The organism is Pseudomonas sp. ASL8, from assembly GCF_056680355.1.
Genome location: NZ_CM155278.1, coordinates 1,365,032 through 1,378,370 on the forward strand (window position 1 = coordinate 1,365,032; position 13,339 = coordinate 1,378,370).

Annotated in this window: 14 protein-coding genes and 1 tRNA gene; 7 read left to right on the forward strand and 8 right to left on the reverse strand. The window is 59.5% G+C overall.

The annotated features are described in order from the left end of the window. Positions 1-23: 23 nt before the first annotated feature. From AC1MEA_RS06100 to AC1MEA_RS06130, 7 genes are all read right to left on the reverse strand, one after another. Positions 24-809, reverse strand: coding sequence for a substrate-binding periplasmic protein (locus AC1MEA_RS06100; RefSeq protein ID WP_480918106.1), 786 nt, complete (start codon positions 807-809; stop codon positions 24-26). Positions 810-887: 78 nt separating this feature from the next. After that, positions 888-1,658: an imidazole glycerol phosphate synthase subunit HisF gene (gene hisF, locus AC1MEA_RS06105; protein WP_219063665.1), complete on the reverse strand. Its 771-nt coding sequence runs from the start codon at positions 1,656-1,658 to the stop codon at positions 888-890. Between the two features lie 10 nt (positions 1,659-1,668). After that, entirely contained in the window at positions 1,669-2,406 is a 738-nt protein-coding gene (hisA, locus tag AC1MEA_RS06110) for a 1-(5-phosphoribosyl)-5-[(5-phosphoribosylamino)methylideneamino]imidazole-4-carboxamide isomerase (RefSeq protein WP_219063666.1), read from the reverse strand. A 42-nt stretch (positions 2,407-2,448) separates the two neighbouring features. Continuing rightward, complete coding sequence (locus tag AC1MEA_RS06115) at positions 2,449-2,706, reverse strand: DUF2164 domain-containing protein (RefSeq protein WP_219063667.1); 258 nt, start codon at positions 2,704-2,706, stop codon at positions 2,449-2,451. Continuing rightward, complete coding sequence (hisH, locus tag AC1MEA_RS06120; protein ID WP_219063668.1) at positions 2,706-3,344, reverse strand: imidazole glycerol phosphate synthase subunit HisH; 639 nt, start codon at positions 3,342-3,344, stop codon at positions 2,706-2,708. The genes AC1MEA_RS06115 and hisH overlap by 1 nt, the downstream gene beginning before the upstream one ends. After that, positions 3,344-3,937 (reverse strand): imidazoleglycerol-phosphate dehydratase HisB, encoded by a 594-nt coding sequence (gene hisB / locus AC1MEA_RS06125; protein WP_219063669.1) that lies wholly within the window; start codon positions 3,935-3,937, stop codon positions 3,344-3,346. The genes hisH and hisB overlap by 1 nt, the downstream gene beginning before the upstream one ends. A 179-nt stretch (positions 3,938-4,116) precedes the next feature. Continuing rightward, the gene (locus AC1MEA_RS06130; RefSeq protein WP_480917111.1) at positions 4,117-5,778 is read right to left on the reverse strand and encodes an OFA family MFS transporter; all 1,662 of its coding nucleotides are present in this window, start codon (positions 5,776-5,778) and stop codon (positions 4,117-4,119) included. A 255-nt stretch (positions 5,779-6,033) separates the two neighbouring features. On the opposite strand from AC1MEA_RS06130, the gene AC1MEA_RS06135 reads away from it, so the two are divergent. From AC1MEA_RS06135 to AC1MEA_RS06165, 7 genes are all read left to right on the forward strand, one after another. Then, positions 6,034-6,450, forward strand: coding sequence for an acetyl-CoA sensor PanZ family protein (locus AC1MEA_RS06135; RefSeq protein WP_219063671.1), 417 nt, complete (start codon positions 6,034-6,036; stop codon positions 6,448-6,450). 93 nt (positions 6,451-6,543) lie between these two features. Next, positions 6,544-8,766: an AsmA family protein gene (locus AC1MEA_RS06140; protein WP_480917112.1), complete on the forward strand. Its 2,223-nt coding sequence runs from the start codon at positions 6,544-6,546 to the stop codon at positions 8,764-8,766. Further along, positions 8,763-9,830: an A/G-specific adenine glycosylase gene (mutY, locus tag AC1MEA_RS06145; RefSeq protein ID WP_219063673.1), complete on the forward strand. Its 1,068-nt coding sequence runs from the start codon at positions 8,763-8,765 to the stop codon at positions 9,828-9,830. Before AC1MEA_RS06140 ends, mutY begins: the two co-directional genes overlap by 4 nt. After that, positions 9,827-10,099 carry an oxidative damage protection protein gene (locus tag AC1MEA_RS06150; protein ID WP_219063674.1) on the forward strand — a complete coding sequence of 91 codons (273 nt, stop codon included), beginning with the start codon at positions 9,827-9,829 and terminating at the stop codon, positions 10,097-10,099. The genes mutY and AC1MEA_RS06150 overlap by 4 nt, the downstream gene beginning before the upstream one ends. Before the next feature lie 101 nt (positions 10,100-10,200). Further along, positions 10,201-10,276: transfer RNA gene (locus AC1MEA_RS06155), tRNA-Phe, on the forward strand. Positions 10,277-10,438: 162 nt separating this feature from the next. Beyond that, complete coding sequence (locus tag AC1MEA_RS06160; protein WP_480917113.1) at positions 10,439-10,930, forward strand: hypothetical protein; 492 nt, start codon at positions 10,439-10,441, stop codon at positions 10,928-10,930. 68 nt (positions 10,931-10,998) lie between these two features. Continuing rightward, complete coding sequence (locus tag AC1MEA_RS06165) at positions 10,999-11,388, forward strand: bacteriocin (RefSeq protein WP_322177322.1); 390 nt, start codon at positions 10,999-11,001, stop codon at positions 11,386-11,388. A 96-nt stretch (positions 11,389-11,484) separates the two neighbouring features. On the opposite strand, the gene gabP is transcribed toward AC1MEA_RS06165, so the two are convergent. After that, positions 11,485-12,879, reverse strand: a complete 1,395-nt coding sequence (gene gabP / locus AC1MEA_RS06170; RefSeq protein WP_480917114.1) for a GABA permease — start codon at positions 12,877-12,879, stop codon at positions 11,485-11,487. Positions 12,880-13,339 lie beyond the last annotated feature (460 nt).

Consider the following 13,339-nt stretch of genomic DNA (forward strand, 5'->3'; position numbering starts at 1 on the left):
CTGGCCCGTCGCGATAGCGGCCGTTACAAATAGCGCCCGAAAATCTCGCCAATCAGCCCTTCGGCGCGCATCTGATCCAGCGCTTTCTGCAGTTTGGCAACGATTTCATCGGGGACGTCTTTGTTCAGTGCCAGGAACAACTCGGCGCTGTTGAAGCGCAGCACGGTTTTGAGACCGGTAACGCCTTCCTGACGAGCCAGATAGCGGCCCGCAGGATCACCCGTGGCCCACAGGTCAATCTGCCCGTCGACCAGCTTCTTCGCGTTGTCCTGATCGCGCAACACCACGATCGGATTCATGCCCTCGGCGGTTAGCTGCTCGGCAATCGCGTCACCCTTGTAGGCGCCGATCCGGTACTGCTTCGCTTGCGGCAGTGTCGTCAGCTCAATCGGGCTGTCGGCGCGAGCGAGCATGACCCAGTCGTCCGGGCCGATGGGGCCAACCCACTTGAAGAGCTTTTCACGCTCGGGCAGGCGCGCGGTAACGAACACGCCGTAACCGGGTTTTACCATCGCAAGCTTGTAGATACGGTCCCACGGGAAGCGCAGGGTCATGCTGTAGCCAACCCCCGCGCGCTTGAAGGTCTCGCGCAGAATCTCTGCGGCAATGCCCTTGATCCTGTCTTCGGGAGCGAAGTTCTTGCCGTCGACCGCCATGTTGTAAGGCGGGAAATTTTCGGTCAGCAAGACCACTGAATAGGCGGAGGGATCCCCACCGGAGGCGCCTTGAGCCGGGGCGGCCTCACCGTGGGCGAGACCTGCCAGCAAAGCACCAGCACTTACGAACGCAACAAGAAGACGTTTCAACACGTGCATCACCCCTATCCTTGGCAACGCCCAGAGTGCAGTGCGTCACGGCTGATGTCCAGTGGACATCAGCCGGCTGGCTTAGCGGACCACGATACCGCGCTTGGCCATATAGGCTTTTGCTTCCGGAATAGTGTATTCCCCGAAGTGAAAGATGCTCGCTGCCAACACCGCGCTGGCGTGCCCTTCCAGTACGCCAGCGGCCAGATGCTCCAGATTGCCGACACCGCCAGACGCGATCACCGGAATACCCAGCGCGTCGCTGATCGCCCGCGTCACACCCAGGTCGAAACCGTTTTTCATGCCGTCCTGATCCATGCTGGTCAGCAGGATCTCACCGGCACCGAGGTCTTCCATCTTCTTCGCCCACAGCACGGCATCCAGGCCCGTTGGCTTGCGCCCGCCGTGAGTGAAGATTTCCCAACGCGGCGTTTCGCCCGGCAAAGAGACTTTTTTGGCGTCGATGGCAACCACGATGCATTGCGAACCGAAGTGCGCGGCCGCTTCGCCGACGAAATCCGGGTTGAACACCGCAGCCGTGTTGATCGAGACCTTGTCTGCACCGGCATTCAGCAGGTTGCGGATATCCTGCACGGTGCGCACGCCGCCGCCGACGGTCAACGGAATGAACACCTGACTGGCCATGCGTTCAACGGTGTGCAGCGTGGTATCACGCCCGTCGACGCTGGCGGTGATGTCGAGAAAAGTGATTTCGTCCGCGCCCTGCTCATCGTAAAGACGGGCAATTTCAACCGGGTCACCGGCGTCGCGGATGTTTTCGAACTTGACGCCTTTGACCACTCGACCGTTGTCGACATCGAGGCAAGGGATGATGCGTTTCGCCAGCGCCATGAGTTGCTCCTTAGCCTTGGTAGCTGTCGCAGAAGGCTTGCGCCTCTGCCACGTCGAGTGTGCCTTCGTAGATCGCCCGACCGGTGATTGCACCGATGATGCCGGGGGCTCTGGCGTTGAGCAGGGTCTTGATATCGCCCAGATTATGGATGCCGCCCGAAGCGATCACCGGAATCCGCGTCGCCGCAGCCAGCGCCGCCGTGAAGGTTACGTTGCAGCCCTGCATCATGCCGTCTTTGGCGATGTCGGTATAAACAATGGCAGCCACGCCGTCCGCTTCAAAGCGCTTGGCCAGATCGATCACCTGAATGGTGCTGATTTCAGCCCAGCCGTCGGTGGCGACGAAGCCGTCTTTGGCATCCAGACCGACGATGACTTTGCCGGGGAACGCTCGGCAGGCCTCGGCAACGAACTCAGGCTCTTTGACCGCCTTGGTGCCGATGATCACGTAGCTGACGCCAGCCTTGATGTAATGCTCGATGGTTTCCAGAGAGCGAATGCCGCCGCCAATCTGGATCGGCAACTGCGGGTAGCGCTTGGCGATTGCAGTCACCACCTCGCCGTTGACTGGCTGGCCTTCGAACGCGCCGTTCAAATCGACCAGATGCAAACGACGGCAACCACCTTCTACCCACTTTGCAGCCATGCTCACCGGGTCATCGGAGAACACCGTGGAGTCTTCCATGCGGCCTTGGCGCAGACGCACACAGGCACCGTCTTTAAGATCGATAGCGGGGATAATCAGCATCTGGAAAACCTTCAAATTCAGTAGTTCAGCATCGCTCGGAAATCAGTTTTTCTCGAGCGCCCACACGTCGCTTTCGATGCTCTCGAACCTCTCTTTGAGGTGCGTCTGCACATCGAAAATCGCCCTGTTGTAATAATGCGGAGCAATTTCGCGGGTAAACAGTTCGAGGATTTCACCTGCCTCGAACGAACCAAGATCCAGCTCGAAGCGCTCCTCCATGAAGCGCTTTATCTTGTGATTCGCCTCACGTTCCTGTTCGGGCGTGAGGGTCAAGATCGGCGGCTTGGTCTTCTTGCTCATTACCAGCGACCATCCCAGGCGGCGAAGTTCTGCAACAGTTGCAGGCCATGGGTATGGCTCTTCTCCGGGTGGAACTGCACGGCAAACCGCGAACCGTCAGCCAGCGCGGCAGCGAAATCGACGCCATAGTGCCCGCGCCCAACGACTTGCCGCTGGTTGGCGGCATCGATGTAGTAGCTGTGCACAAAATAGAAACGCGCCATGTCCGGGATGTCATGCCACAGCGGATGATTCACCGACTGAGACACTTCATTCCAGCCCATGTGCGGCACTTTCAGGTGCTCGCCGTCTTCATGCAGGTCCTTGCCGAAGAAACGCACCTGGCCTGGAAACAGACCGATGCAATCAACGCCGCCGTTCTCTTCACTGCGATCAAGCAAGGCTTGCATGCCGACGCAGATGCCGAGGAATGGCCGATCCTGACTGACTTCACGCACCAGCTCATCGAAGCCCAGGCGACGAATTTCCGCCATGCAATCGCGGATCGCGCCGACGCCGGGGAATACCACCCGGTCAGCCTCGCGAATCACCGTGGCATCGCTGGTAATCAGCACCCGGCCGGCGCCGACATGTTCCAGTGCCTTGGCAACCGAGTGCAGGTTGCCCATGCCGTAATCGATAACCGCGACCGTCTGCATCAGAGCACGCCCTTGGTCGAAGGCATCTGCCCGGCCATACGGTCATCAAGCTCTATCGCCATGCGCAGGGCACGACCAAAGGCTTTGAACACGGTCTCGATCTGGTGGTGGGTGTTGTGCCCACGCAGATTGTCGATGTGCAGAGTGACGTTGGCGTGATTGACGAAGCCCTGGAAGAATTCCTGGAACAAGTCCACATCGAAGCCGCCCACGGTGGCGCGGGTATACGGCACGTGCATCTGCAAGCCAGGGCGGCCGGAGAAGTCGATGACCACGCGCGACAGTGCTTCATCGAGCGGCACGTAAGCGTGACCGTAACGACGAATGCCTTTCTTGTCGCCAATCGCCTTGCTAAAGGCCTGACCCAAGGTGATACCGACGTCTTCCACCGTGTGGTGGTCGTCAATAGCGAGGTCGCCTTTGCATTCGATATCCAGGTCGATCAGCCCGTGTCGGGCGATCTGGTCGAGCATGTGCTCAAGGAAGGGAACACCGATATCGAATCGGGCCTTTCCGGTGCCATCCAGGTTGATCGAGGCTTTGATCTGGGTTTCCAGAGTGTCGCGCTCGACGGACGCCTTACGTTCGGCCATCACCAACTCCGCAAAATCATTGGGCGAAAAAGGCGAGCATTATAGGCCCAGAACCGGCTGGCATGAAGCAAACAGAAGCAGGGAAAGGAATATCACGGGTGCAACCGGTCGGATGCACCCGATCAAAGCGCGCTCACAGGTAGCATTCAGCCCTGTGAGCGCGCGTTTACAGTCGGCTGTCAGTGAAACAATACAGCCGTTTTTTGCAGGGTGACCCACACGCCCCACGCCAGCGGAATGCCTACCGCCAACCAGGCCGCGACGACCAGAGGCTTGCTGGCAGGCGACGCTGCCCACTCCAGGACGGTGGTGTGATCCGCGCCGACATCGTGACCGTAGGATTGCTCGACAGCCAACTCCTCGTCAGTCATGAAATGCTTGTCGGCCACCGGACGAATCAGCAGGTTGCAGATAAAGCCCAGCACCAGCAGGCCCGCGAGGATGTACAGGGTGATGTCGTAGGCGTCAGCGCGTGCAACGCCGATGCTCAACTGATACTCACGCAAGTAGGTGACCAACACCGGCCCCAGTACGCCAGCGGCAGCCCAGGCGGTCAGCAGGCGACCATGAATCGCGCCGACCATTTGCGTACCAAACAGATCCGCCAGATAAGCCGGAACAGTCGCAAAACCACCGCCGTACATCGACAGAACCACGCAGAACGCGGCCACAAACAGCGCAATGCTGCCCACGTGACTCAACGAGGGCACTGACGCGTAGAGCAAAAAGCCCAGAAAGAAGAACACGAAGTACGTGGCTTTACGGCCGATGTAATCGGAAAAGGTCGCCCAGAAGAAGCGTCCACCGATGTTGAACAGGCTCAGCAAACCGGTAAAACCGGCAGCGATGGCAGCGATCTGCCCCAGTTGAACGGCGTCCAGTTGGCCATACGCCAACCCATTGCCGAGCAATTTACCGGCGAACACTTCCTGCAGCAGGGGCGAGGCCATGCCGAGGATACCGATGCCCGCCGACACGTTCAGGCACAGCACCAGCCACACCAGAACGAACTGAGGGGTTTTCCACGCCACGCTGACGTGCACATGGCGGTGAGTAATCATCGCGTTGCTGGCTTTCTTTTCCGGAGCAGTCCAACCCTTGGGTTTCCAGCCGGTCGGTGGCACGCGGTAACCCAGGGCACCACCGATCATGAAGACAAAATAGATCGCCGCCATCACCAGGAAGCTCTGCCACACGCCAGCACCTGCGGGCGAAGCAAAATGGCCCATCAAGGCTGCGGCCAGCGGTGCGCCGACCATTGCCCCGCCACCGAAACCCATGATTGCCATGCCGGTCGCCATGCCGCGCTTGTCCGGGAACCACTTGATCAGCGTCGAGACGGGCGAGATATAGCCCAACCCCAGGCCGATACCGCCGATCACACCGGAGCCCAGCCACATCAGCCAGATCTGGTGGGTGTAAATGCCAAACGCAGAAATCACCAGCCCGCCACACCAGCACACCGCCGAAACGACGCCTGCCTTACGCGGACCGGAATGCTCCAGCCAACCGCCCCAGATGGCCGCGGAACAGCCCAGGAAGATGAAAAACAGGGTGAAAATCCAGCTCAGCATCGAGATCGGCCAGTCGCAATCCGATGCAAACACTTGGGCCAGGAAGCTCATGTTCGGCGCGCAAGCCACTGGCGCGGCCATGCCAATGGCTTTGGACAGCGGCAACCAGAACACCGAAAAACCGTAGGCCATGCCGATGCACAGATGGATGGCCAATGCTGCTGGGGGTACCAGCCAACGGTTGAAACCGGGCTTGGCGATGATGCGTTCTTTGGACAAGAACGCAGGCTGCGCGACAATGCCGCTCAGCGTAACGTGTGTGCTCATTATTATTTCCCCGAATCGAATGTAGCTCGCAAGGCAATTACGTGTTCTACCCACAACCTTCCATGCACGCAGGCGACGCTTCTTTTATCGGCAGAGATCCCCCGGACGTGACAAAAGGACGCAGGAGGACTGACGAGGGACGGGAGGTTACCATCGCAGTCAATATCGAAGGCTATCTGCTATCACCTTTATTCGCGCTGTCTGGCCCTAATGCCACTACGCTCTACACCACGCACGGTTGATCGAGGAAACGTAATGCCCATCGTCATTGAGTCCGTACATTCAGCCTCTTACCAGGATCAAGAAGATCTGCAGAAGATTTACCGCGACGCACCGGAGTGGCTGCTTGCACCGTTTGGCGATAGCCAGGCGTTGATCACCGCCGGTCTGAGCAATGGCAGCTTGCTGGCTGCACGGTTCAATGACCGCCTGCTGGGTGCCGCTCGCGTGCAACGCCAGGCCAACGTCTGGCAATTGTCGCAGCTGTGCGTACGCAAACTCACCCGGCGCCGGGGTGTGGCCGAACGCTTGCTGGTCGAGGCGCAAAGAATGGCTCATGAGGCGGGGTGTGAACTGCGCCTGCTGGCGCCAGTCGGACAACTGGAGGCTCAGGCGCTGGCGGCTAAACTCGATTTGCAACTGGACACGCAACAGGCCCTGAACCAGGGGTAAGTCACACCCGGAGGCATCGGCAGCCCGGTTGTTGTTTGTGGAGGCTATACTCGCGGGCTAAATTTTGAATGATTCAATTACAAGGACTCGCCCATGAAAGCGTTCGGCAAAATCCTGGGTCTGGTTATTCTCGGGCTGTTGCTGATCATCGTGGCTCTGGGCTTTGCCCTGAGCCATCTGTTTGATCCCAACGACTATAAAGACGAGATTCGCCAGCTGGCACGCGACAAGGCCCACCTGGAGCTGACACTCAACGGCGACATCGGCTGGAGCCTGTTCCCCTGGCTTGGCCTGGAGTTGCACGACGCCAGCGTGGCGACCCTGACCGCCCCCACCAAACCCTTTGCCGACCTGCAGATGCTCGGGCTCTCCGTGCGCGTCCTGCCGTTATTGCGCCGCGAAGTGCAGATGAGCGATGTCCGCGTCGAAGGCCTCAACCTGACGCTGAACCGCGACGAAAATGGCCATGGCAACTGGGAGGACATTGGGCGTCCGGCACAGCCCGCAACGCCGCCCCCAGCTGAACCAGGCGCAGCCGGTCAGGTCGCGACAGCAACGCCGGAAAAAACCTCGCAGCCGATCAAGCTGGACATCGACAGCCTGACCGTCAACAACGCGCGCATCGACTTCAACGATGCCAAGAATGGTCGGCAATTCAGCGCCGAAAGCATTCAACTGAGCACCGGCGCAGTGCATGAAGGGACCAACATCCCGGTCAAACTCACCGCGTTCTTCAGTACGAACCAGCCAGTAATCCGCGCCAAGACCGAACTGGCCGGGCAACTGCGCTTCGATCGTGTGCTCAAACGCTACCAATTCGAAGACATGCGCCTGTCCGGCGAAGCATCGGGCGAACCGCTGGAGGGGAAAACCCTGACCTTCGCCGCACAAGGCCAACTGCTGATGGATCTGGCCGCCAACGTCGCGGAGTGGAACGGCTTGAAGCTCTCGGCCAACCAACTGCGCGCCTTGGGCGAGCTGCATGTTCGTGACATGGACAAGACACCGCAACTCAGTGGCGGCCTGTCCATCGCGCAGTTCAACCTGCACGACTTCCTCGAAGGCATCGGTCAGCCGGTACCGGAGATGGCCACTGGCAGCCTGAGCAAGTTCGAAATGGTAAGCCGCCTCACCGGCAGCCCGACCAGCGTGGCCTTCGAAGACCTCAACCTGAAAGTCGACGACAGCACCTTCACCGGACGCCTCGCCGTCGACGACTTCGCCAAACAGGCGCTGCGCGTCCAGCTCAAGGGCGACACCTTCGACGCTGACCGCTATCGCCCAGGCAAGTCCGAAGCCGCCAAAAGCGCCGGTGCAGCACGTAAATCCGAAGTTGAAAGCACCCAAAACCAGGCCTTTGCAGCGAGTGGCGGCACGACCCCTCTGCCGAACGCGCCGACGCAAGGCGCATGGAGCAACACCCAGCTACTGCCGCTGGAGCGCATGCGCAAACTCGATGTCCAGGCTGATCTCAATTTCGGCACGCTGACCCTCAACAAGCTACCGATCCAGAATGCCGTACTCAAAACCCAGGGCCTCGCCGGACAGATCACCCTTGAAAGCCTGCGTGGCGATCTCTACAACGGCAACTTCGAAGTCAAAGGCAACCTCGACGTGCGCCCGGACATCCCGCTGATGAGCGTGCAAACCCGCATCGCCAAAGTGCCGGTCGAACGCTTCATCCAGAGCAAGGACCAAACGCCGCCGGTCAAAGGCCTGCTGACCTTGAACAGCGCCCTGACCAGCAAAGGCAACAGCGAAAAAGTCCTGATCGACGGGCTCAACGGCACCGCCAGTTTCATGCTCAACGACGGCGTGCTGGTCAACGCCAACCTGGAACAACAGCTTTGCCAGGGCATCGCCAAGCTCAACCGCAAAACCCTCGACAGCGAACCGCGCGGCAAGGACACCCCGTTCCAGCAGCTCAACGGCAATCTGGTCTTTCGTAACGGTGTCGCCAGCAACCCGGACCTCAAAGTCGGTATTCCGGGGCTCACGGTCAAAGGCGATGGTGACGTAGACCTGCGCGTCCTGGGCATGGATTACCGCATCGCCATCATCATCGAAGGCGACAAGAGCGAGATGCCCGACCCGGCGTGTCAGGTCAACGAGCGTTATGCCGGTATCGAATGGCCCGTGCGCTGCCGTGGTCCTCTGGAACTGGGCGCCAAAGCCTGCCGCCTGGACAACGAAAAACTGGGTCAAGTCGCGGCGAAACTGGCCGGCGACAAGCTCCAGCAGAAAATCGACGACAAGCTCGGCGACAAAGTCAGCCCACAACTCAAAGACGCCCTCAAAGGTCTGCTCAATCGATGAAACCCGAGCAATTTTCAGCGGCCGTACTGGAATGGTATGAGCGTCACGGTCGGCATGACTTGCCTTGGCAACAGGGCATCACGCCGTACCGGGTGTGGGTTTCGGAGATCATGCTGCAGCAGACTCAAGTCAGCACCGTGCTCAATTACTTTGACCGGTTCATGGACGCACTGCCGACGGTCCAGGCCCTGGCCGATGCGCCGGAGGACGAAGTACTGCACCTGTGGACCGGGCTGGGCTACTACACCCGCGCACGCAACTTGCAGAAAACCGCAAAAATCGTCGTGGCAGACCACGGCGGCGAGTTTCCCCGCGATGTCGAAAAGCTCACAGAACTGCCGGGGATCGGTCTTTCTACCGCCGGAGCCATCGCCAGTCTGAGCATGGGCTTGCGTGCGCCGATCCTCGACGGCAACGTCAAACGCGTTCTGGCGCGCTACACCGCCCAGGAGGGCTACCCCGGCGAGCCGAAGGTCGCCAAACAGCTGTGGGCCACGGCCGAGTGCTTTACCCCGCAGTCACGGGTCAATCACTACACCCAGGCGATGATGGACCTGGGCGCGACCCTGTGCACCCGGAGCAAACCGAGCTGCCTGCTCTGCCCACTGGAAAAAGGCTGTGAAGCGCACCTGCTCGGACTGGAGACGCGCTACCCGATTCCCAAACCGCGTAAAACCATCCCCCAGAGGCGCACGCTGATGCCGATGCTCGCCAACCGCGACGGCGCCATTCTGCTTTACCGGCGCCCGTCCACGGGGCTCTGGGGCGGCTTGTGGAGCCTGCCGGAGCTGGATCACTTCAGCGATCTGGAACATCTGGCGAATCAACATGCGCTGGAACTGGGCAAACACCACGAACTGCCAGGCCTGATCCACACCTTCAGCCACTTCCAGCTGAGCATCGAACCGTGGCTGGTACAGGTCGAAGAGTCCAGCCACCACGTGGCCGAGGCCGACTGGCTCTGGTATAACCTCGCCACCCCGCCGCGCCTGGGCCTTGCTGCCCCGGTGAAGAAGCTGCTGAAACGCGCAGCCGACGTATTGAACGCAGGAGAGTTGTCATGACCCGCACCGTGATGTGCCGCAAGTACAAAGAAGAACTGCCAGGCCTTGAGCGCCCTCCGTACCCAGGTGCCAAAGGCGAAGACATCTTCAACCACGTCTCACTCAAAGCCTGGGGCGACTGGCAGAAGCACCAGACGCTACTGATCAACGAACGTCGCCTGAACATGATGAACATCGACGACCGCAAATTCATCCAGGGCGAGATGGACAAGTACCTGTCCGGCGAAGAATACGCCCAGGCCGAAGGCTACGTTCCCCCCGAGAAATAAGCGTTTCCAGCAGGTAAGGGTCGTAAGCGACGGTAATAACTGAAATTTTTTTAACAACACGCTTGACGACCCCCCGAAAAACAAGTCTAATGCGCCCCGTTGCCCAGATAGCTCAGTCGGTAGAGCAGGGGATTGAAAATCCCCGTGTCGGCGGTTCGATTCCGTCTCTGGGCACCATAAATACCGAAAAACCCCTGCATCGAAAGATTCAGGGGTTTTTTATTGGGCGCCATTTACAGGTCGATGGCACAGAGGTCGACGCCGGCACCTTGGCTATTAAAAAGGGATGCGCTTCAATAGCCCCCAATGACTCCCCTGCCTGCAAAAGGACCCAAGCCCATGGCCTCGTCAGACAAACAGCAGAAACGCGCCAAACGGGCGAAGACCAAGGCCAGGCAGAACCGCGCGGGCAAGCCTGCGCAGAGCGTCGTCCATCCCGTCCTCGCGTCACCCCTGATCAACCAGCCTTTCGATGACGTCGACATTGACCTGAGCACGTTCGACTTCAAGGACATCCTTGAAAACGGCTTCGATCCGGCCGACTTCGACGACCTGTTCCAGGCCATGAAGGCCGCCGAAGCGATTAGCCAATTGGCAATGTGCGTGGTCTTTCTTCAATACCCGGTGCTGGAACTGGTCATTGCCGAAGAGGAAGAAGAAGACGCCACCGACTTCCTGATGAGCCTGCTCATCGCGTACCGGGCGATGTTCTACGACGAAGACGAAGACGCCGCCGTTGTATGGATGGAAGGCCCTGTATTCCTGGCCGACTACAACGAGGCGTCACGGATTCTGCTGGAAAAAAACAAAGCCCTGTCTCGCCGAGACTGATCCACCGGACAGGCTCCAGCAGCCTGCCGCCCCCCACCCTTGCATCGTCTTTTTTTGAGGTTAGTAACATGCGTACAACACTTTCTGCCCTTACCCTCGCCCTCGGGCTTCTGGCTGCCCAAAGCGCCATGGCCGGTGGCGATCTCAACGCCGCACTCGGCGGGGGCATCGGCGGCGCACTGGGTAACGTCGTCGGCCAGAAAATGGGCGGCAGCACCGGTGCAGCATTGGGTGCCGGTGTCGGCGGCGCAGCAGGCGGCGCGATCTCCGCACCCAAAGGTCACAAGACCTCCGCAGCACTCGGTGGCGGCCTCGGATCAGCAGGCGGCTCGCTGATCGGCGGCAAACTGGGCGGTACTACCGGCTCAACCGTAGGCGCAGGCCTGGGCGGCGCAGCAGGTGGCGCCATTGCCAATGACATGGCCAGTGGCAGCAAACACAAGCGCAAACACGACTGACCCGTTCAAATAAAACCCACGCCACACAAAAACGGCCGCGATCATTACTGATCGCGGCCGTTTTGTTTTATCGAGCCCTACAACAGCCCTGCCTCATTAACTCAGTACAGGTTTGCCCTGCCGTATCGCGATGTTGCGGCGTCGTGCCACCAGCAATCCTGCTGCGATGACCAACGCGCTCAACACGCCGGTGGCGAGGATTTCGACGCGGTGTTCTTCCTGGAACAGCATGATGGTCAGCACGCCGACGATGAAGACGATGACGGCCCATGTCAGCCCCGGGAACAGCCACATGCGGAAGGCAATGGTCTCGCCATTGGCGGTGCGCTTGTGGCGCAAGCGCAACTGGGAGATGGCGATGACCAGGTACACCAGCAGCGCAATGGCGCCGGAACTGGCGAGCAGGAAGTCGAAAACTGCGGCCGGAGCGACGTAGTTGGCGAATACCGCCAGGAAGGCCGCCGAGGTGGACAGCATGACCGCCCAGTAAGGCGTGCCGCTGCGGTTGGTGCGTCTTGCAACAGCAGGCGCATCGCCGCGTTTGCCGAGGGAGAAGAGCATCCGCGAAGCGGTGTACAGCGCCGAATTCAAGCAACTGGTTACGGCGACCAACACCACCAGATCGACGATCAGTTTGGCGTTAGGAATGCCCATCATGTCGAGCACGGTCTGATAAGAGCCCAGCTCGGTCAGACGGCTGTCATTCCACGGCACCAGGGCGACGACGAGGAAAATCGACACCAGATAAAACAGGCAAATCCGCCAGATCACCGAGTTGGTGGCCTTGGTGATCTGCTCAGCCGGGTTCTTCGATTCAGCGGCAGCAATCGTAACGATCTCAGTGCCCATGAACGAAAACATGGTGGTCAACATGGCCGCCAGCACAGCGCCCATCCCGTTGGGCATGAAGCCGTGAGTGTCGACCAGATGACTGACGCCGCTGACCTGGCTACCAGGCAACAGACCGAAAATCGCCAGAACGCCCAAGATGACGAAACCGATAATGGCCAACACCTTGATCAGGGCAAACCAGAACTCGAACTCACCGTAATGCTTCACGCTGAACAGGTTGGTTGCCGTGAGGAGCAAGGTGATAACAAGCGTGAACGCCCAAATCGCCATGCCGGGAAACCAGGCATGCAGGATTGTCGCGGCGGCGTTGGCTTCAAGAGGGATAACCAGCACCCAGAACCACCAGTACAGCCAACCAATGGTGAAACCGGCCCAATGGCCGATAGCGCGGTCCGCGTAAGTAGAGAACGAACCGGTGTCAGGTGAAGCCACTGCCATCTCGGCCAGCATGCGCATGACCAGAACCACCAGCGTGCCCGCCGCCAGGTAGGCCAACAGCACAGCCGGGCCTGCCTCCGCGATGGCGTGCCCGGAGCCGACGAACAAGCCGGCGCCAATCACACCGGCGATAGAAAGCATGGTGATGTGTCGCGATTTGAGCCCCTGATCGAGGGCGTTGGAGTTTTGCGCACTGCTCATTAAAACTACCTTTGCAAAGAAGCGAGATTCAGTTCGTCGTACACGTCGCGCACCCCGTAAAAAGAAAGCAACGACGCTGTTCCTTATATTTTACGCAAGATTTACGCCAAAATGTGTCGATAACGACGTCGCCCACGGATATACGCGCTCACGCCACGTTCCCTAAGCGTTTGATCGGAATGGCCTTTTGCCATTTTTCAGGATTTGTTACTGAACGCCTCACCCGCTTAACGATGGCGTGCATGACAAATACACACAGGGCGCTTCTGTTGCCCCAATGTGGTGCGCGCGCGAAATGATCGAGAGAATTGTCCCCGAGGCAATAAACCTTCCAACACCCTCTCGAAACTGGCACCATCGCGGCCCTTTTTTGCCCCACCGTCGCTTGACCAACGCACCTTCTGAGGCCCGGTTTGTATCCGCGCGACAGTCTGCGTTAGCAATGCGACAACCCTTCGAT